This is a genomic window from Pseudomonas sp. LH1G9 (assembly GCF_002949975.1).
In the GTDB taxonomy this organism is placed as follows: domain Bacteria; phylum Pseudomonadota; class Gammaproteobacteria; order Pseudomonadales; family Pseudomonadaceae; genus Aquipseudomonas; species Aquipseudomonas veronii.
Genome location: NZ_CP026880.1, coordinates 1,183,925 through 1,202,303, shown reverse-complemented (window position 1 = coordinate 1,202,303; position 18,379 = coordinate 1,183,925). Strand labels below are relative to the sequence as shown.

General features: G+C 60.3%; 17 protein-coding genes and 3 pseudogenes. 12 read left to right on the top strand and 8 right to left on the bottom strand.

Annotation, left to right across the window (positions count from 1 at the left end; genetic code table 11):
• Window positions 1-6: 6 nt before the first annotated feature.
• The 3 genes and pseudogenes from C5F70_RS05680 to C5F70_RS05670 all read right to left on the bottom strand — a co-directional run.
• Window positions 7-1,401, bottom strand: coding sequence for an FAD/NAD(P)-binding protein (locus C5F70_RS05680; protein WP_104902873.1), 1,395 nt, complete (start codon window positions 1,399-1,401; stop codon window positions 7-9).
• Between the two features lie 12 nt (window positions 1,402-1,413).
• Window positions 1,414-1,999: pseudogene (locus C5F70_RS05675) on the bottom strand (ABC transporter ATP-binding protein).
• Window positions 1,996-2,145 (bottom strand): annotated as a pseudogene (locus C5F70_RS05670) (acyl-CoA synthetase); the annotation flags it as partial. The pseudogenes C5F70_RS05675 and C5F70_RS05670, both read right to left, overlap by 4 nt.
• A 401-nt stretch (window positions 2,146-2,546) precedes the next feature.
• On the opposite strand from C5F70_RS05670, the gene C5F70_RS05665 reads away from it, so the two are divergent.
• Entirely contained in the window at window positions 2,547-3,446 is a 900-nt protein-coding gene (locus C5F70_RS05665; protein ID WP_104902872.1) for a hypothetical protein, read from the top strand.
• Window positions 3,447-3,514: 68 nt separating this feature from the next.
• Here the strand turns inward: C5F70_RS05665 and C5F70_RS05660 are convergent.
• Window positions 3,515-4,219, bottom strand: a pseudogene (locus C5F70_RS05660) (LLM class flavin-dependent oxidoreductase); the annotation flags it as partial.
• 94 nt (window positions 4,220-4,313) lie between these two features.
• Complete coding sequence (locus C5F70_RS05655) at window positions 4,314-4,877, bottom strand: helix-turn-helix domain-containing protein (RefSeq protein ID WP_017848086.1); 564 nt, start codon at window positions 4,875-4,877, stop codon at window positions 4,314-4,316.
• A 92-nt stretch (window positions 4,878-4,969) separates the two neighbouring features.
• Between C5F70_RS05655 and C5F70_RS05650 the strand changes: the two genes are divergently transcribed.
• The 7 genes from C5F70_RS05650 to C5F70_RS05620 all read left to right on the top strand — a co-directional run bounded on the left by C5F70_RS05650 (window position 4,970) and on the right by C5F70_RS05620 (window position 12,150).
• Window positions 4,970-5,899: a DMT family transporter gene (locus tag C5F70_RS05650; RefSeq protein WP_046485013.1), complete on the top strand. Its 930-nt coding sequence runs from the start codon at window positions 4,970-4,972 to the stop codon at window positions 5,897-5,899.
• Window positions 5,900-6,110: 211 nt separating this feature from the next.
• A complete protein-coding gene (locus C5F70_RS05645) occupies window positions 6,111-9,032 on the top strand; it encodes a monovalent cation/H+ antiporter subunit A (RefSeq protein WP_017848088.1) in 2,922 nt (973 codons plus the stop codon).
• The gene (locus C5F70_RS05640; protein ID WP_007986256.1) at window positions 9,032-9,376 is read left to right on the top strand and encodes a Na+/H+ antiporter subunit C; all 345 of its coding nucleotides are present in this window, start codon (window positions 9,032-9,034) and stop codon (window positions 9,374-9,376) included. The genes C5F70_RS05645 and C5F70_RS05640 overlap by 1 nt, the downstream gene beginning before the upstream one ends.
• Window positions 9,373-11,055 carry a monovalent cation/H+ antiporter subunit D gene (locus C5F70_RS05635; RefSeq protein ID WP_046485002.1) on the top strand — a complete coding sequence of 561 codons (1,683 nt, stop codon included), beginning with the start codon at window positions 9,373-9,375 and terminating at the stop codon, window positions 11,053-11,055. Before C5F70_RS05640 ends, C5F70_RS05635 begins: the two co-directional genes overlap by 4 nt.
• Window positions 11,052-11,540: a Na+/H+ antiporter subunit E gene (locus C5F70_RS05630; RefSeq protein WP_017848090.1), complete on the top strand. Its 489-nt coding sequence runs from the start codon at window positions 11,052-11,054 to the stop codon at window positions 11,538-11,540. Before C5F70_RS05635 ends, C5F70_RS05630 begins: the two co-directional genes overlap by 4 nt.
• On the top strand, window positions 11,537-11,815 hold the full coding sequence (locus tag C5F70_RS05625; protein ID WP_017848091.1) for a K+/H+ antiporter subunit F: 279 nt from the start codon (window positions 11,537-11,539) through the stop codon (window positions 11,813-11,815). Before C5F70_RS05630 ends, C5F70_RS05625 begins: the two co-directional genes overlap by 4 nt.
• On the top strand, window positions 11,812-12,150 hold the full coding sequence (locus C5F70_RS05620) for a Na+/H+ antiporter subunit G (protein ID WP_017848092.1): 339 nt from the start codon (window positions 11,812-11,814) through the stop codon (window positions 12,148-12,150). Before C5F70_RS05625 ends, C5F70_RS05620 begins: the two co-directional genes overlap by 4 nt.
• A gap of 127 nt (window positions 12,151-12,277) precedes the next feature.
• Here the strand turns inward: C5F70_RS05620 and C5F70_RS05615 are convergent, their stop codons facing one another.
• Window positions 12,278-12,736: an HIT family protein gene (locus tag C5F70_RS05615; RefSeq protein WP_026140168.1), complete on the bottom strand. Its 459-nt coding sequence runs from the start codon at window positions 12,734-12,736 to the stop codon at window positions 12,278-12,280.
• Between the two features lie 380 nt (window positions 12,737-13,116).
• Here C5F70_RS05615 and C5F70_RS05610 point away from each other — a divergent pair, with 380 nt between their 5' ends.
• The 4 genes from C5F70_RS05610 (at window position 13,117) to C5F70_RS05595 (ending at window position 15,141) form a co-directional block, all read left to right on the top strand.
• Complete coding sequence (locus C5F70_RS05610) at window positions 13,117-13,452, top strand: DUF6124 family protein (protein ID WP_104902871.1); 336 nt, start codon at window positions 13,117-13,119, stop codon at window positions 13,450-13,452.
• A gap of 194 nt (window positions 13,453-13,646) precedes the next feature.
• Window positions 13,647-14,132: an Hcp family type VI secretion system effector gene (locus tag C5F70_RS05605; protein WP_046485001.1), complete on the top strand. Its 486-nt coding sequence runs from the start codon at window positions 13,647-13,649 to the stop codon at window positions 14,130-14,132.
• The gene (locus tag C5F70_RS05600) at window positions 14,129-14,842 is read left to right on the top strand and encodes a DUF4225 domain-containing protein (RefSeq protein WP_104902870.1); all 714 of its coding nucleotides are present in this window, start codon (window positions 14,129-14,131) and stop codon (window positions 14,840-14,842) included. The genes C5F70_RS05605 and C5F70_RS05600 overlap by 4 nt, the downstream gene beginning before the upstream one ends.
• A 5-nt stretch (window positions 14,843-14,847) precedes the next feature.
• Entirely contained in the window at window positions 14,848-15,141 is a 294-nt protein-coding gene (locus C5F70_RS05595) for a hypothetical protein (protein WP_186357308.1), read from the top strand.
• 70 nt (window positions 15,142-15,211) lie between these two features.
• Here C5F70_RS05595 and cysS read toward each other — a convergent pair whose 3' ends face one another.
• Together cysS and C5F70_RS05585 are read right to left on the bottom strand one after the other, a co-directional pair.
• Window positions 15,212-16,600, bottom strand: coding sequence for a cysteine--tRNA ligase (gene cysS / locus C5F70_RS05590; protein WP_104902869.1), 1,389 nt, complete (start codon window positions 16,598-16,600; stop codon window positions 15,212-15,214).
• 14 nt (window positions 16,601-16,614) lie between these two features.
• Window positions 16,615-18,312, bottom strand: a complete 1,698-nt coding sequence (locus C5F70_RS05585; RefSeq protein WP_017848095.1) for a glutamine--tRNA ligase/YqeY domain fusion protein — start codon at window positions 18,310-18,312, stop codon at window positions 16,615-16,617.
• Between the last annotated feature and the right edge of the window lie 67 nt (window positions 18,313-18,379).

Genomic DNA, 18,379 nt, shown 5'->3' with positions numbered 1-18,379 from the left:
CCACCTTTAGATCGTTGTCAGCTTCAACGCCAGCGCCTTGGCCTGAAGCGCCACATCGGTCACTGCCGTGCTCTCCCACCACATCCCGCGCAGCGGCGGGCCCATGGCGAACAAGCGCCGGCTGGCCTGGCCCTGGGCATCCAGCACCGCCCCCGAGGCATCCGCTGCGATCCCCAGCGCCAGCGGCCCGGGCTGGATCAACCCGCGTTTGAGCAACTGCTGGGGCAACGGCCGGGCTACCCGGCGCCAGTCGTATTCGATGCCGCTGGAATTGATCAGTGCCGCGCCCGCAACCTGGGTGATCGCTTGCTCGCCACGGTAACGCAAGCGGATGCTGACGCCGTTGACCGCAGGCACCAAGCCCTTGAACGACGCCGCGCGAATGCGCAGGCGCCCTTCCTCATGCAGGCGCGCCACCAACTGCGCACTCAGCGGCGGCGAACGGTGGTGATGACTTTCCCACCACGGCCGCACATGCCGCACGAACTGGCGCTTCTCGCGCTCGCTGGCCTGGCTCCACAAACGGCCGATATGCGCGCGCACGGTGTCCAGCGGCGCCTGCCAATCGATGCCCTGCGCCGTCGCGATGCGACACTGCCGACGCACCTCGCGCAGCAACTGCCGAGGGCTACGCAGGCGGTGGTCGGCGGCGAGAAAATCGTCCCAGCCCGGTGGCTGTCGACGCACATGGGGCAGCAGGCCGTGGCGCGAGAACACCTCGATCGGGCCTCGGTGCCCAGCCTGTTCCAGGGACACCACGGCGTCGACCATGGTCAGCCCGGAACCGATGATCAGCACCGTCGCGCGCGGCTCGAGTTGGCTCATGGCCTGCACGTCCCACGGGTCGACTGCGGCGGCGTTCAAGCCGCTGGATTCGGTCTGCGGCGTGCGCGCCGCCGGGAACATGCCGGTCGCCAACACCGCCTGGGCACCGCGCAGTTGCTGGCCGTTATCCAGGGTCAGCAGCGTCGAGGCGGGGTCCACTTGCAGGTCGACCACTTCGGCGCGGACATGCTCGACGGTAGACGTCGACAGCGCCTTGGCCTCGGCCAAGCGTTGCTGCGCGTACAACCCGAACATCCCGCGCGGCGGGAACAGCTCGCTGATCGGCACATGCTGCTGGTCCGACTCCGGCCAGCCGCCGGCGCCGATGTAGTCGGTGAGCCATTGGGTCAGGTCGTCGGCGTTGTCCGGGTCGACACTCATGCGCGCCGCATTGCCGTTCAAGGTATGGCCCAGCTCGACCGCACTGTAGGCCTCGCCGCGACCAAGTTCGGCGCGCGGTTCGATCACCAGGATCTGCCGCGAGCCGGGCAGGCGCAGCAGTTGCACGGCCAGCATCGTACCGCTCAGGCCGCCGCCGATGATCAGGACATCGGCGTTGCGGATGGATTCAGTCATGCCTGTTCGCCTTTACTGTTTACCCAAATAGATGTCATGCAAATCGCCCCGCGCCAACAGTTCAGCGGCGCTGCCGCTCAAGACCACGCGGCCAGTATCCAGCACGTAGCCCTGGGACGCATAGTTGAGCGCGACGTTGATGTTCTGCTCGGCGATCAGGAAGCTCACCTGCTACTCGCGGTTGAGCTGCGCGACGATCTCGAATATCTCCTGCACGATCATAGGCGCCAAACCCATGGACGGCTCGTCGAGCAGTACCAAAGTAGGACGGGTCATCAACGCCCGGCCGATGGCGACCTTCGAGTACATGCACCATGCCCTGGCGCACCCGTTGGCTGGGGTCGACGCCGGCCAGGTCGTGGCCGGCGTATTCGATCACGCCACGGCTGACTTCGGCACGCTCGGCGCGCACCAGCCCGGAGATCGCCTTGAGCGTGGTGCTCTTGCCGGCGCCATTGGCGCCGAGCAAGGCGACGATCGCGCCCTTGGGCACGCTCAGCGACACCCCGGCCACGGCGAGGATCGCGCCGTCGTAGATCACTTCGATGTCGTTGACCGTCAGCGAGATATCCCGCACCTGGAGAATGGCTTGGCTCATGCGATGTCCCGTTTGAATTCAGCCAGCCACACCGGCTCGACAACGGACTTGCCCGTGCTGGGTGGCTGCCAGATAGAGGCCAGGCGTTGAAAGCCCAGCAGTTTGCGCACGCGGTTTTTCAGCAGACGGCGCAGAGCCGACGGAGGTTTGAGTACATGCACGCTCATAGGGGTGATGCTCCTATTGGGTGGGTAAGCGTGCGGTGGTCCGCTGGCTGAATGAGGATTGAACGGAAAGTCGATAGCGTTGATATAAAGGCTAAGCAGGAACCATGCCGATATAAAACGTCGCATAACCCAGGCGTTCATCAACAGTTATGAAGCTGACACAGCACAAAGTGCTTCTTCGCTGTTGCTGGAGCAACAGCGAATACCCTGCCAAGCGGGGTCGGAATTGATAAGTAAGCGGCATTCAAACATGTGTTCCGAATAACCACTTTCGCTATTAGAAACGATCACGTTATACCTGTCATTTTTGACAGTAGATATTGTATTGCCCGCTTAATAGACTCAAGCCGAACCCACGTCACAACAAAGGAGAGCCGCTTATGAGCAGCTCGAATAAAACCAAGCCAAAAGCCACTTCAGGCACAGCCAGTGCAACAGTGAATGACGACGAGGACTTTAACAGTTTCGAAGGCACACGCTTCTATTTCTATCTGGATGAAAAAACAAACAGATGGTATATCTCAGGCGCAAGCGATGAAGACCATCTTGGTCAATATCAATATATTTCGCTGTGGTTGCCTAACGAGGGTGACGTTGTAAAAAAAACCTACGCAATCGTTGACGACCATGGTGCGCAGGGGAAAGCCAATGCGTCATGGACAAAAGCAACTTCCTCGTCATTTCGCCCTTACACCGCCATCAGCGGAAGTGTGACGGTCACGCTGAACAGCACCCTGCAGACAGTGGAGTCAACTTTCGAGTTTACAGCACAAAGCGGTTCAAAAACAGTCTCTCTTACCCAGGGCGAGATGAAACTCCAAGGATTTACCGAGGACGAAAAAGCCAGAGCCAGCGGTTCAATAGTGTGCGACTTCAGCGAGTTAATTACTGAGCGCTATGAATCTACTGAGACAGCGTTCAGCCTAGGAGACGATTCAGGTAGTTTCCCGGCTTATCTACAGGCCTGGTCACGACAGTTCACGTCGAAACCCGACCTCAAGGACTATCGATTATCCATCAACATAGCCAAAGGCCTTGCACCCGGCACTTACAGCTTTAGTCCAGACAGTAAACAGGTGCGGATATTCTTCTTCAATATCCCTGAAAGCCTCGTCTGGCCGGCCGACAGCGGCACGATCACATTTAAATCCATTCCAAACTTCGAGAGCTTTGCAGGAAAACTCTCAGGACAATTTAACTTCACGGCAACCGTCGAACTTGACGATGGCAGAGTACGCGTCTTAAAAGTAGAAAATGGAATTTTCGATATGGAACGATGAGAACCGTGAGTCGTCGTCGGGTGTTGTGAGTTATTCACAACACCCGACGGTCCTTTCACACGGTTGAATCAGGCATGCTCAACAGCCCTATCTTTCTGCACATTCGCTAACGTTCGATAGCGCCTGCCTGGATGGGACACCGGCAACCTCGGGCCTTCACCAAACAACTTCTCGCGCAACGTGCCCTGGGCGTATTCCTTCTTGTACACGCCACGCTTCTGCAACTCCGGCACCAGCAGTTCCACCGCGTCGATAAAGGTTTCGTGGGTCAGCGCATAGGCCAGGTTGAAGCCGTCCACATCGGTGTCTTCCACCCACTCCTGCAGCAAGTCCGCGACCGTCTCCGGGCTGCCGACAAACAGCGGGCCAAAGCCGCCGATACCGACCCAGTCGGCCAGTTCCTTGGGCGTCCAGACCTTGCTCGGGTCCGCCGTGGAGAAGGCTTCCACCGCTGACTGAATCGCATTGGTATGCACATGCTTGAGCGGTTCGTCGGGCTTGAACTGGCTAAAGTCGATGCCGGTCCAGCCGGAGATCAGCGCCATGGCGCCTTCGTAGCTGACGTAGGATTTGTACTCGTCGAACTTGGCCTTGGCCTTCGCGTCGGTCTCGCCGACGATCACCGTCTGCAGGTTGAAGATCAGGATCTTGCGCGGATCACGCCCGGCCTCGGCCGCGCGGCGACGAATGTCGGCGACGGTGTTTTTCAGCTGCGTCTTGGACGGTGCGGCGACAAACACGCACTCGGCCTGCTCGGCAGCGAACTGCTTGCCACTTCAATAAGATCAGTAGGTTGCCGTCATTTCAATGCAAAGGAACCCGCCTGCGATCGAGCAAAGTGTCCATCCGCTGTTGGCGGGTCAACAGTCAGATCACCACATTGCGCACAAAGCGCACCGCCACGTCGCCGTCATTGCGATAGGCGTGGGCCTGGCGGCTGGCGAACATGAAGAACTCACCGGCGCCGACCGGTTTTTCCTGGCCATCCAGCACCAATGTCAGGCGGCCTTCGAACACGAACAACTGCACGCTCCAGCCATCCGGGTCCGGCTCGGGGCTGTAGCAATCGCCCGGCTCCAGGCGCATCTCCCACAGCTCGACTTCACGCCGCGCCGTGGCCTTGGCAAGCAATACAGCTTTGCTGCCGGGGATGTCACCGGCCCAGGCCAGTTCGTTGATACGGCTATGGTCGGGTGCATCCGGGGCCTGGATCAGGTCGCTGAAAGCCACATCCAGCGCTTCGGCGACACGGTCGAGGGTGGACAGGCTGACGTTTTTCTCGCCAGCCTCGATGGCCACCAGCATGCGTCGGCTGACCCCGGACTTTTCCGAGAGCGCGGTCTGGCTCAAGTCGGCGGCATGACGCAGGCGACGAACATTCTGGCTGACATGCTGCAGGACCGAGGCCCGTTGCGGATTTTCTTTGTGCACTATATTGCTCAATGGGTGGGTGTGCGCAGTATACTGCCCAGCGTGCGGCGCATTGTGCGTTCCGCGCCCTTCCCTTGCAAGACTGAGCCGCCATGACCACCCCGAATGCTCCCTCGCGTTTCAACCGCTTCAGCAAAGCCGAATGCATCCTGGTGTTCATCACCATGATCTGGGGCGGCACCTTTTTGCTGGTGCAGCACGCCATGACTGTCAGCGGGCCGATGTTTTTCGTGGGCCTGCGGTTTGCCGCGGCGACGATCGCGGTTGGTTTTTTCTCTTTGCGCACCCTGCGCGACCTGACCCTGTTCGAGTTGAAAGCCGGCGTATTTATCGGCGTGGCGATCATGTTTGGCTACGGGCTGCAGACCATCGGCCTGCAGACAATTCTGAGCAGTCAGTCGGCGTTCATTACCGCGCTCTATGTCCCGTTCGTGCCGTTGTTGCAATGGCTGGTGCTGGGTCGTCGGCCAGGGTTGATGCCGAGCATTGGCATCATGCTGGCGTTCGCCGGGTTGATGCTGTTGACCGGCCCGGCCGGTGCTTCGCTGAATTTCAGCCCCGGCGAGATCGCCACGCTGGTCGGTGCGGTGGCGATTGCCGCCGAGATCATCCTGATCAGCGCATTTGCCGGGCAAGTGGACGTGCGCCGGGTGACCGTGGTGCAACTGGCCACGGCGTCGTTGTTGTCGTTCCTGATGGTGGTGCCGATGGGCGAGGCGTTGCCGGGGTTCTCCTGGTTGCTGTTGTTCAGCGCGGTGGGCCTGGGCTTGACCAGCGCGGTGATCCAGGTGGCGATGAACTGGGCGCAGCAAAGCGTTTCGCCGACGCGGGCCACATTGATTTATGCCGGGGAACCGGTGTGGGCCGGCGTGGTTGGGCGGATTGCCGGGGAGCGGTTCCCGCCGATTGCCATGGTCGGGGCGGCGTTGATCGTAGCGGCGGTGGTGGTGAGTGAGTTGAAGACGCGCGGGCAGAAGGCCATCGAATTGCAAAATGCGCGGGAACAGGAACAGCAGGGGTAAGGTCCGAGCCCGGGCGGTGGCTGTCAAATCGCCATCCCGGGCACGCCCAGCGTCCACAATCAGGCGCTGGTGCGCGTGGTGGGGGGTTAGCTGAAACAATGCCAAATGGGCGTTTTCAGCCTACCTTGTAGGATCCTGCCACACGTTGCCGTTTGGTGATCAAGAAAGCGGCACGTATGATGCATCCCAAACTCCCGCAGATTAGAAGCCTATGTCCCTGATAGTTCTACTGCTTCTGCCTTTTATCGGCAGCTGTCTGGCGGCCTTGCTGCCGCACAACGCACGTAACACCGAATCCTTGCTGGCCGGCCTCATCGCCCTGATCGGTACTGTTCAAGTCGCCCTGCTCTACCCTCAAATCGCCCACGGCGGGGTGATCCGCGAAGAATTCATGTGGTTGCCCAGCCTGGGCGTGAATTTCGTCTTGCGCATGGACGGCTTCGCCTGGCTGTTCTCGATGCTGGTGCTCGGCATCGGCACGCTGGTGTCGCTGTATGCGCGTTACTACATGTCGCCGGACGATCCGGTGCCGCGCTTCTTTGCGTTTTTCCTGGCATTCATGGGGGCCATGCTCGGCCTGGTGATCTCCGGCAACCTGATCCAGATCGTGTTCTTCTGGGAACTGACCAGCCTGTTCTCGTTCCTGCTGATCGGTTACTGGCACCACCGCGCCGATGCGCGACGCGGTGCCTACATGGCGTTGATGGTCACTGGCGCGGGCGGTTTGTGCCTGCTGGCCGGCGTGATGCTGCTGGGGCATATCGTCGGCAGCTATGACCTGGACCTGGTCCTGGCGGCGGGCGATCAGATTCGCGCGCACTCGCTGTACCCGGTCATGCTGGCCCTGGTGCTGATCGGCGCGTTGAGCAAAAGCGCGCAGTTCCCGTTCCACTTCTGGCTGCCCCACGCCATGGCGGCACCGACACCGGTGTCGGCCTACCTGCATTCGGCGACGATGGTGAAGGCCGGCGTGTTCCTGCTGGCCCGCCTGTGGCCGTCGCTGTCCGGCAGCGAAGAATGGTTCTGGCTCGTCGGCGGTGCCGGCGCCCTGACCCTCCTGCTCGGCGCTTACTGCGCCATGTTCCAGAACGATCTCAAGGGCCTGCTGGCCTACTCCACCATCAGCCACCTCGGCCTGATCACCCTGCTGCTCGGCCTCAACAGCCCACTGGCCGCCGTCGCCGCAGTGTTCCACATCCTCAACCACGCCACCTTCAAGGCCTCGCTGTTCATGGCGGCCGGCATCATCGACCACGAAAGCGGCACCCGCGATATCCGCAAACTCAGCGGCCTGGTGCGCCTGATCCCGTTTACCGCGACCCTGGCGATGGTGGCCAGTGCGTCCATGGCCGGCGTGCCGTTGCTCAATGGCTTTCTGTCCAAAGAGATGTTCTTCGCTGAAACCGTATTCATCTCGTCGACCGCCTGGGTGGAAATCGCCCTGCCGGTGATCGCGACCATCGCCGGCACGTTCAGCGTGGCCTACGCGCTGCGTTTCACCGTGGATGTGTTCTTCGGCCCACCCGCGACGGACCTGCCCCACACCCCGCACGAGCCTCCCCGCTGGATGCGCGCGCCGGTGGAGCTGTTGGTGTTCACCTGCCTGCTGGTGGGGATCTTCCCGGCCCAGGTGGTCGGCTCGATCCTCGCCGCCGCCGCGCTGCCGGTCGTCGGCGGCGTGTTGCCGCAATACAGCCTGGCCATCTGGCACGGCTGGAACGCGCCGATGATCATGAGCCTGGTGGCGATGTGCGGCGGGGTGCTGCTCTATCTGCTGCTGCGCAAGCAACTCAAGCGCGGGCGCTTCAAGTACCCGCCGGTGATCAGCTACTTCAACGGCAAGCGCGGCTTCGAGCGCTGCCTGGTGCTGATGATGCGCGGCGCGCGCAAAATCGAGAAACGCATCAGCACCAAGCGCCTGCAGACGCAGTTGTTCCTGCTGGTGCTGGTCGCCGTGATCGGCGGGCTGATCCCGCTGCTCAACAGCGGCCTCAGTTGGGGCGACCGGCCGAAGATCCCGGGCTCCATCGTGTTCGTCACCCTGTGGCTGCTGGCGATTGCCTGCGCCCTCGGCGCCGCCTGGCAAGCCAAGTACCACCGGCTGGCGGCCCTGACCATGGTCAGCGTGTGCGGCATGATGACCTGCATCACCTTCGTGTGGTTCTCGGCGCCGGACCTGGCGCTGACGCAACTGGTCGTGGAAGTGGTGACCACCGTGCTGATCCTGCTGGGCCTGCGCTGGCTGCCACGGCGGATCGAAGAAGTGTCGCCACTGCCCAGTACGCTGCGCAAGGCACGCATTCGCCGCTTGCGCGACTTCCTGCTGTCCACCGTGGTCGGTGGCGGCATGGCGCTGCTGTCCTACGCGATGCTGACCCGCCAGACGCCCAACGACATTTCCTCGTTCTACTTGAGCCGCGCCCTCCCCGAAGGCGGCGGCAGCAATGTGGTGAACGTGATGCTGGTGGACTTCCGTGGCTTCGATACCCTCGGCGAAATCACTGTGCTCGGCGCCGTGGCGCTGACCGTGTACGCCCTGCTGCGACGCTTCCGCCCCTCCAAGGAAAGCATGCAACTGCCCGCGCAACAGCGCCAACTCGCGCCGGACGTAGCCACCGACCTGATCAACCCGCGCCAGGCCAGCGACACCGCCCTGGGCTACATGATGGTGCCGGCGGTGCTGGTGCGCCTGCTGCTGCCGATTGCGCTGGTGGTGTCGTTCTACCTGTTCATGCGCGGCCACAACCAGCCGGGCGGTGGTTTTGTCGCCGGCCTGGTGATGTCGGTGGCGTTTATCCTCCAATACATGGTCGCCGGCACCCAGTGGGTAGAGGCGCAGATGAGTCTGCGGCCGATGCGCTGGATGGGCTTCGGCCTGTTCTCGGCGACCCTCACCGGGCTCGGCGCATTGTTCGCCGGCTACCCGTTCCTCACCACCCACACCTGGCATCTCAGCTTGCCGGTGCTGGGCGACATCCATATCGCCAGCGCCCTGTTCTTCGACGTCGGCGTGTACGCCATGGTCGTCGGCTCGACGCTGCTGATGCTCACCGCCCTCGGTCACCAATCAGTGCGGGCCCATAAACCGAGCAACCAGCCGAAAACCGTTGCCACACCGGAAGGAGCCGCCTGATGGAAGAAGTCATCGCAATTGCCATTGGGGTCCTGGCGGCCTCCGGCGTCTGGTTGATCCTGCGGCCACGGACGTTCCAGGTGGTGATGGGCCTGTGCCTGTTGTCGTATGGGGTCAACCTGTTCATTTTCAGCATGGGCAGCCTGTTTATCGGTAAGGAGCCGATCATCAAGGACGGCGTGCCGCAAGACCTGTTGCACTACACCGATCCCCTGCCCCAGGCCCTGGTGCTGACGGCGATCGTGATCAGCTTCGCCATGACCGCGCTGTTCCTCGTGGTACTGCTGGCGTCGCGGGGCCTGACCGGCACCGACCATGTGGACGGCCGGGAGCCCAAGGAATGACCTGGGTCAACCAACTGATCGTCGCGCCGATCCTGCTGCCGTTGCTGACCGCCGCGCTGATGCTGATGCTCGGCGAGAAGCACCGCCCGCTCAAGGCGCGTATCAACCTGTTCTCGAGCATGCTCGGCCTCGCTATCGCCATCTTGCTGCTGTACTGGACGCAACAAGGCGGCCCCGGTTCGATCGGCGTGTACTTGCCCGGCAACTGGCAAGTGCCGTTCGGCATCGTGCTGGTGGTGGACCAACTGTCGGCGCTGATGCTGGTACTCACCGGGATCATTGGCGTGAGTGCGCTGCTGTTCGCGATGGCGCGCTGGGACCGTGCGGGCACCAGTTTCCATGCGTTGTTCCAGATCCAGATGATGGGCCTCTACGGCGCCTTTCTCACCGCCGACCTGTTCAACCTGTTCGTGTTCTTCGAGGTGTTGCTGGCGGCCTCCTATGGCTTGATGCTGCACGGTTCCGGCCGGGCGCGGGTGTCGTCGGGGCTGCATTACATCGCGATCAACCTGCTGGCCTCGTCGCTGTTCCTGATTGGCGCGGCAATGATCTATGGCGTCACCGGCACACTGAACTTCGCGGACCTGGCGCTGAAAATCCCGCTGGTGCCAGAGGCCGATCGCGGCCTGTTGCACGCGGGGGCGGCGATCCTCGCCACCGCATTCCTGGCCAAGGCCGGCATGTGGCCGCTGAACTTCTGGCTGGCGCCGGCGTACTCATCGGCCAGCGCGCCGGTGGCGGCGATGTTCGCGATCATGACCAAGGTCGGCGTGTACACCGTGCTGCGCCTGTGGACCCTGCTGTTCTCCGGCCAGGCCGGGGCGTCGGCGCTGTTCGGCGGCGACTGGCTGGTGTACGGCGGCATGGTGACCATCATCTGCGCGGCGCTGGCGATGCTGGCGGCGCAGCGCCTGGAGCGCATGGCCAGTTTGAGCATCCTGGTCTCGGCCGGCATCCTGCTCTCGTCGGTGGGGTTCGCCCAGCCGAGCCTGACAGCCGGAGCACTGTTCTATCTGGTCAGTTCCACGCTGGCGTTGAGTGCGCTGTTCCTGCTGGCCGAATTGATCGAACGCTCGCGCTCGGCCAACGACCTGCCGCTGGATGAAGAGATCGATGCGCTGCCCAAAGCCATGGAATCCCTGCATCCGCGCCCCGGCGTGAACCTCGATGACGAACAGAAAGCCGTGGTCGGCCAGGTGATTCCCTGGACCATGGCCTTCCTCGGCTTGAGCTTTGTCGCCTGCGCCCTGCTGATCATCGGCATGCCGCCGCTGTCGGGGTTTATCGGCAAGCTCAGCCTGTTGAGCGCGCTGGTCAATCCGCCGGGCTTGGGTCATGCGCTGGATGAGCCTGTCCGCCCTGCCGCGTGGGGCCTGGTGACGTTGCTGATCCTGTCCGGCCTGGCCTCGCTGATCGCCTTCGCCCGCCTGGGCATCCAGCGCTTCTGGACCCCGGAAGAACGCCCGTCGCCGCTGCTGCGCCGTTATGAGTGCGTGCCGATCTTCTTCCTGCTCGGCCTGAGCATCCTGCTGACCTTCAAGGCCGAGCCGCTGATGCGCTACACCCTGGACACCGCCAAGAGCCTGAACAACCCGGAACAGTATGTGATGGCGGTCATGGCCACACGCCCGGTGCCCAGCCCTGAAGCCAAGACCGCGGCGCTGGAGGTGCAGCCATGAAGCGCCTGTTCCCGGCCCCGTGGTTATCGCTGGCGTTGTGGGTGTTGTGGCTGCTGCTCAACTTGTCGATCAGCCCCGGCAACCTGTTACTGGGCGCGCTACTGGGTTTGCTCGCGCCGCTGCTGATGGCGCCGCTGCGCCCGCTGCCGATCCGCATCCGCCGCCCCGGGGTGATCATCCGCCTGTTCTTCCGGGTGGGGCGTGACGTGATCATCTCCAACCTGCAAGTCGCCTGGGGCGTGCTGGTGTGCGGCTCGCGGCCACCGCGTTCGCGCTTTATCAAAATCCCCCTGGACCTGCGCGACGCCAACGGCCTGGCCGTGTTGTCGATGATCACCAGCGTGACCCCCGGCACCGTCTGGTCGGAACTCGCCCTGGACCGCAGCATCCTGCTGCTGCATGTCTTCGACCTGGACGATGAAGCGCAGTTTATCCAGCACTTCAAACACGACTACGAACGGCCCTTGATGGAGATCTTCGAATGAGCGCCCTGCTCTCCAATGCGATCCTGTTCAGCCTGTTCCTGTTCTCGCTGGCCATGGCGCTGACACTGGTCCGCCTGTTCAAAGGCCCATCGGCCCAGGACCGGGTCCTGGCGCTGGACTACCTGTACATCCTGGCGATGCTGATGATGCTGGTGCTGGGCATTCGGTATGCCAGTGATACCTACTTCGAAGCGGCGCTGTTGATTGCGCTGTTTGGCTTTGTCGGGTCATTTGCCCTGGCCAAATTCCTGCTGCGTGGCGAGGTGATCGAATGATGCCGTTATGGGTTGAAGTGTGCGTGGCCGTGTTGCTGGTGCTGAGCAGCGTGTTTGCCCTGATTGGCGCAATCGGGTTGCTGCGCATGAAGGATTTCTTCCAGCGCATGCACCCGCCGGCACTGGCCTCGACGCTGGGCGCGTGGAGCGTGGCGTTGGCGTCGATCATCTATTTTTCGGTGCTCAAGTCCGGGCCGGTGTTGCATGGCTGGTTGATCCCGATCTTGTTGTCGATCACCGTGCCGGTGACGACGCTGCTGCTGGCGCGCACCGCGCTGTTCCGCAAGCGCATGGCCGGTGACGATGTGCCCGCCGAGGTCAGCAGCCGTCGCTGAGTTCTGATGCGACACGGTCAAAAAAATGTGGGAGGGGGCTTGCCCCCGATAGCAGGGTGTCAGTGAATGCAGCTGTCGCTGACACACCGCTATCGGGGGCAAGCCCCCTCCCACATTTGGATCGAGGCTAGGCGAAGGATCGGATGTGTGCCGCCAACTCCGCCAATTCGGCATCATCCGCCCGCACAAAATCGTGGGACGAGATGTACCCCTCGTAGCGATCAAAGAACTTGTCGACCCTGGAACTGATGGGCTTGAAGTCACTGTCCTGCCCCGTCCCATGCATGGGAAACAGCTTCGCATGCAGGTGATCCACCCCGTAGCCTTCCAGAATCATCCCCGTGCGCGCCACATCGGGAAACGCCCGGTCGATCTGCTGCGCGGTTTTCTTCGCCGCCACCACCAGACCTGCCAGCACCTCATCCGACTGGGCGAAGGCGTAGCTTCCGTAGTGCTGCTTGGGGATCACCACGCTGAAACCGGGCGTGTTGGGGAAAATAGACAGGAAGGCCATATGCTGTTCGTCTTCCCACAGAATATGGGCCGGGGAGGTTTTTCGGACAATGCTGCAGAAAATACAATCCATTTGAATCACCGTCAGTTTCATCATGGGTTGGGTTGTGGCAACCATCTAAAAGCACGCGTCGTGCCGGCGTCAAAAAAACCGTAGGAACGAGAACTTTCCGACATCTTTTTAGGGTTGCCCCTCGGAAGATGCATCACTAATCTTCGGCGGTCGCTGCAAATTCAGCGACCGGGTTTCGCAGCCCGGTTAAACTCTAGACGCACAGCGTCCACCTCAGATAGCGGGCGCTTTTTTATGCCTGATGTTATGGCGGCTGTGCGCGGGATACCTTCGGGTATGCCGGGTGCCTAGAGTCCCGGTCTGCGAACCTGCGTACAGCGGCCACCCAAATATCGTTTCGCAGCGATGGGTGGTGACTCCAATACTCTAGGAGCTACGCCATGATTAAAGACAGTCCGAATCCACCGTCAGATTCAACCGCATTTCACACTGCCGCTCATCGAGCGATAAATCACTACCTGAACCCGTCTGAAAAACCAGAGCCATCTGCTGAGGATCATGGTTTGTTTACCGTACGTGAAGGATTAGACGTCGAGACGCTGCTGGTCAACGCGTCGGAGGACCTTGCGTCAGTTCAGGCATTGGCTAGTCATTTAGCCTTTGAGATTGATGGCACACCACGCAGCGTGGCACTAGGGATTTGCCGAATGGTGGAAACTATCCAGCTTCTGGTGAATGAAGCACTGAATGAGCATTGCGCGAGAATTGAAAAATAGTAGGTAGCGAATGCCGTCATTACTTTCGCTCGCACAACCACAGCAAAACGCCCCGGCATAACGGGGCGTTTTTCTTCTCGCACAAAACCGAATAATCCTACATCCCGCCCGCACGATAAAAGGCGAAACATCCGATATTTCCTATTTACATTTTTCCGTATGTTTATGGTGAATAAATCAGGATACCAACGTCCATGGCTAACCACGGTTACATGTCCATTAACGGAAAATCTCAAGGCCTGATCTCGGCTGGCTGCTCAACTCAAGACTCTATTGGCAACAAATGTCAGGAGGGGCACAGGGATGAAATCATGGTGATGTCCTTCAACCACAATATGCTCAACACCGGCAACGTCAGAGCTTCCACCCACGGCCCTGTGGTCATCACAAAAAGCATTGATAAATCCTCGCCCTTGCTGGCCGTGGCGTTATCCAACAGAGAAGAACTGAACTGCGTCATCAACTTCTATCGAATTTCACAGTTTGGTCGGCACGAAAAATACTACACCGTCGATATAAGGGGCTGCATCATTGCCAGCCTGACCGTCGATGTGCCGCATTCTGTCCTGCTGAATGATGTCGAGGCACAGGAACATCTGGCGATTCGTTATCGGGAAATTATCTGGACGCACCACATCGCGGGAACCAGCGGCTATGGCACATGGGAAACCGGGCGATGAACTCAAAGAACAAAAGTCAAGCGCCTACTTTCTATGACTTGGGGGTAGTCAGCCAAGCCGCAGCAAAACTAACCAATTACGCGTGTGCAATCAGTGCTCGACATCTACAGGATGGCGTTACTCGGTCAATATTCAATCGAGAGGTGACCTATTACGCTCGTAGTATTGTTAGCGATGTGGAGCAAGGAAAAAAGACAGTCGCAGAGGGGCTGATTGAGATTAAAAAAGAGCAACGTAGCTTGCTGGATCAATCAATAACGATTGGGAGAAATGGAATAGGAGCCGTTGCGGGTGCGCTTCAAATAGCCACTGGTGCCGGAATTTGCTACGCGTCGGTGGGTACCCTGTGCCTCGTCGCAGGAGTGCCATTAATGGCACATGGCGCTAATAATTTATATGAAGGTGGACACAACCTAGTAACAGGACGATCCGATACCGTCGGTCCGGTTCGTACAGCATATCAATCAGTTGCATCCGCCGTCGGTCACGGAGAGCGGGAAGCAAACATGGCCTACGGCGCCGTTGATATTAGCCTATCTATCTACAGCACTGTAAGACATATATACAAACCAGATGCTTGGCGTTTATTTAGGTATTTGGATTCAGACCGGATACGAGCCTATAAAACCATGACACCAACTTCGCTGGCAGCGGAGGCCGCAACAGATGCAATCACATTAAAGCAACTACATGAAGAGTCTAAAAAGTGATTATTATGGCTTTTCTAATACTCTCGCCACTGGGGCTGTTATTCGCTTACTGGCTTAGAGTTATCTTCTCCGGCAAACGACTTGGATATACCAAAATCTATATCAGCTTAGCAGTCAATATTTTCTTTATGATGACACATATGGAAATCGCTCAATTTGACAAATACTTATACTTCGGCACTCATCCAGAAGTCATTGAAAACTATCCAATCATTGGCTGGATCGCACTAGCGTTCTTCATACTGCATGCACTCGCACTCCCAGTTAAACGCGACTTGAACTGGTGGTGGAAACGCTAAGTGACATCGCTATTTTTTGTAAAAAAACGCCCCGAACCAGTCGGAGCATTTTTCATTCAGCGCTTACAGATCAAGCCTGATCAGCCAAGCGCCACGTCGTCCCACCCTTGCCGTCTTCCAACACCACACCCATCGCGGTCAGTTGGTCACGGATCCGGTCGGACTCCGCCCAGTCCTTGTTGGCCCGCGCCGTCAAGCGCGCCTGGATCAGCGCGTCCACTTCAGCCGCATCCACACGCCCTTCGGCGCCGGCTTGCAGGAAGTCGTCGGCTTCCATCTGCAACACGCCCAGCACGCTGGCCAGTTCTTTCAGGCGTGCAGCCAGACCGGCCGCGGCGTCGAGATCGCTCTCACGCAGGCGGTTGATCTCGCGCACCATCTCGAACAGCACCGCGCAGGCTTCCGGTGTGCCGAAGTCGTCGTTCATTACTTCGGTGAAGCGGGCCACGAACGCTTCGCCGCCGGCCGGGGCCACGGCGGGCAGGCCTTTCAACGCGTGGTAGAAACGCTCCAGGGCGCCTTTGGCGTCCTTGAGGTTGTCCTCCGAGTAGTTGATCGCGCTGCGGTAGTGGCTGGACACCAGCAGGTAGCGGACCACCTCCGGGTGGTACTTTTCCAGCACGTCGCGGATGGTGAAGAAGTTGTTCAAGGACTTGGACATCTTCTCGCCATTGATGCGGATCATGCCGCAGTGCATCCAGGCGTTGGCGTAGGTCTTGCCGGTGGCGGCTTCGCTTTGGGCGATTTCGTTTTCGTGGTGCGGGAACTCGAGGTCGCTGCCGCCGCCATGAATGTCGAAGGTCTCGCCCAGGCAGCAGGTGGACATCACCGAGCATTCGATGTGCCAGCCCGGACGCCCGGCGCCCCAAGGCGATTCCCAGCTTGGCTCGCCTGGCTTGGTGCCTTTCCACAGCACGAAGTCGAGCGGGTCTTGCTTGGCTTCGTCGACTTCGATGCGCGCGCCGATGCGCAGGTCTTCGATTTTCTTGCGCGACAGCTTGCCGTAGCCCATGAACTTGGCGACGCGGTAGTACACGTCGCCATTGCCTGGAGCGTAGGCGTAGCCCTTGTCGATCAAGGTCTGGATCATCGCGTGCATGCCCGGGATATGGTCCGTGGCACGCGGTTCCATGTCCGGCTTGAGGATGTTGAGGCGCGCCTCGTCCTCGTGCATGGCGGCGATCATGCGCGCGGTCAGGACGTCGAACGGCTCGCCGTTTTCCTTGGCGCGGTTGATGATCTTGTCGTCGATGTCGGTGATGTTGCGCACATAGGTCAAGTCGTAGCCGCTGAAACGCAACCAGCGGGTCACCAGGTCAAAGGCGACCATGCTGCGGCCGTGGCCGATGTGGCAGTAGTCGTACACGGTCATGCCGCACACGTACATGCGTACCTTGTTGCCATCCAGCGGCTTGAAGACTTCTTTGCTCTTGCTGAGCGTGTTGTAGATCGTTAGCACGACGGTTCCTTAAATCACTGGCCCCACGAATCACGCAAGGTCACGGTACGGTTGAATACCGGATGGCCAGGTTTCGAGTCCTTGATATCCGCGCAGAAGTAGCCTTCGCGCTCGAACTGGAAACGGTCTTCCGGCTGTGCATTGCCAAGGGATGGCTCGGCACGACAACCCGTGAGTACTTGCAGGGAGTTCGGATTGATGTTGTCGAGGAAGCTCGCGCTGTCTTCGGCTTTCTCAGGGTTCGGCGAACGGAACAGACGGTCGTACAGACGCACTTCGCACTCGACGCTGGCGGCGGCCGGCACCCAGTGGATCACGCCCTTGACCTTGCGGCCTTCAGGGTTCTTGCCCAGGGTTTCTGGATCATACGAGCAGCGCAGTTCGACGATGTTGCCCGCGGCGTCCTTGATCGCTTCGTCGGCGCGGATCACGTAGCTGCCGCGCAGGCGCACTTCGCCGGTAGGTTCCAGGCGCTTGTAGCCTTTTGGCGGCTCTTCCATGAAGTCGTCACGGTCGATGTAGATTTCACGGGCAAACGGCAGTGCGCGCACGCCCATGTCTTCTTTCGGGTGGCGTGGCAGTTCGAGGTTCTCGACCTGGCCTTCCGGGTAGTTGGTGATCACGACTTTCAGCGGGCGCAGCACGCACATGGCGCGCGGGGCGCTGTGGTCGAGGTCGTCACGGATGCTGAATTCGAGCATGCCGAAGTCGACCACGCCGTCGGAACGGTTGGTGCCGACCATTTCGCAGAAGTTGCGGATGGACTTGGGCGTGTAACCGCGACGGCGGAAGCCCGACAGCGTCGACATACGCGGGTCGTCCCAACCGTTGACGTGCTGTTCATCCACCAGTTGCTTGAGCTTGCGCTTGCTGGTGATGGTGTAGTTCAGGTTCAGGCGGCTGAATTCGTACTGGCGCGGGTGTGCCGGAACCGGCAGGTGCTCCAGGAACCATTCGTACAGCGGACGGTGGCTTTCGAACTCCAGGGTGCAGATGGAGTGGGTGATGCCTTCGATGGCGTCCGACTGGCCGTGGGTGAAGTCGTAGTTCGGGTAGATGCACCACTTGTCACCGGTCTGGTGGTGATGGGCATGGCGGATGCGGTACATGATCGGGTCGCGCAGGTTCATGTTCGGCGAGGCCATGTCGATCTTGGCACGCAGTACACGGGCACCGTCTGCGAACTCACCGGCGCGCATGCGGGCGAACCAGTCCAGGTTCTCTTCCACCGAACGGTCGCGGAACGGGCTGTTCTTGCCCGGCTCGGTCAGCGTGCCACGGTATTCCTTGGCCTGTTCAGGGGTGAGGTCGTCGACGTAGGCCTTGCCGGCCTTGATCAGCACGATGGCCCAGTCGAACAACTGGTCGAAATACTTGGACGCATAGCGCACTTCACCGGACCATTCGAAGCCCAGCCACTTGATGTCGCTTTCGATGGCGTCGATGTATTCCTGGTCTTCCTTGGCCGGGTTGGTATCGTCGAAACGCAGGTGCGTGACGCCACCGAACTCCTGGGCCAGACCGAAGTTCACACAGATCGACTTGGCGTGACCGATGTGCAGGTAGCCGTTGGGCTCCGGCGGAAAGCGCGTGACGATCTGCGTGTGCTTGCCCGAATCCAGGTCCGCCTGGATGATCGGGCGCAGGAAATTGACCGTGGCGGCAGGACCGGCCTTGGCGTTCGAGGTAGGGTCGACAGTGGGCTTGCTCATATTATCCTTGAACAGACGAGTACGTGGCCTTGGGCAGGCCAGATAAAACAAAGGGCTTATCATAGCC

Bases quoted from the DNA above. Each gene is read 5' to 3' on its own strand.
- C5F70_RS05630 (WP_017848090.1), top strand. From the start codon at position 11,052: ATGAAGCGCCTGTTCCCGGCCCCGTGGTTATCGCTGGCGTTGTGGGTG.
- C5F70_RS05625 (WP_017848091.1), top strand. From the start codon at position 11,537: ATGAGCGCCCTGCTCTCCAATGCGATCCTGTTCAGCCTGTTCCTGTTC.
- C5F70_RS05610 (WP_104902871.1), top strand. From the start codon at position 13,117: ATGATTAAAGACAGTCCGAATCCACCGTCAGATTCAACCGCATTTCAC.
- C5F70_RS05595 (WP_186357308.1), top strand. From the start codon at position 14,848: ATGGCTTTTCTAATACTCTCGCCACTGGGGCTGTTATTCGCTTACTGG.
- C5F70_RS05620 (WP_017848092.1), top strand. From the start codon at position 11,812: ATGATGCCGTTATGGGTTGAAGTGTGCGTGGCCGTGTTGCTGGTGCTG.
- C5F70_RS05645 (WP_017848088.1), top strand. From the start codon at position 6,111: ATGTCCCTGATAGTTCTACTGCTTCTGCCTTTTATCGGCAGCTGTCTG.
- C5F70_RS05680 (WP_104902873.1), bottom strand. From the start codon at position 1,401: ATGACTGAATCCATCCGCAACGCCGATGTCCTGATCATCGGCGGCGGC.
- C5F70_RS05640 (WP_007986256.1), top strand. From the start codon at position 9,032: ATGGAAGAAGTCATCGCAATTGCCATTGGGGTCCTGGCGGCCTCCGGC.
- C5F70_RS05600 (WP_104902870.1), top strand. From the start codon at position 14,129: ATGAACTCAAAGAACAAAAGTCAAGCGCCTACTTTCTATGACTTGGGG.
- C5F70_RS05650 (WP_046485013.1), top strand. From the start codon at position 4,970: ATGACCACCCCGAATGCTCCCTCGCGTTTCAACCGCTTCAGCAAAGCC.
- C5F70_RS05585 (WP_017848095.1), bottom strand. From the start codon at position 18,312: ATGAGCAAGCCCACTGTCGACCCTACCTCGAACGCCAAGGCCGGTCCT.
- C5F70_RS05615 (WP_026140168.1), bottom strand. From the start codon at position 12,736: ATGGATTGTATTTTCTGCAGCATTGTCCGAAAAACCTCCCCGGCCCAT.
- C5F70_RS05605 (WP_046485001.1), top strand. From the start codon at position 13,647: ATGGCTAACCACGGTTACATGTCCATTAACGGAAAATCTCAAGGCCTG.
- C5F70_RS05635 (WP_046485002.1), top strand. From the start codon at position 9,373: ATGACCTGGGTCAACCAACTGATCGTCGCGCCGATCCTGCTGCCGTTG.
- C5F70_RS05665 (WP_104902872.1), top strand. From the start codon at position 2,547: ATGAGCAGCTCGAATAAAACCAAGCCAAAAGCCACTTCAGGCACAGCC.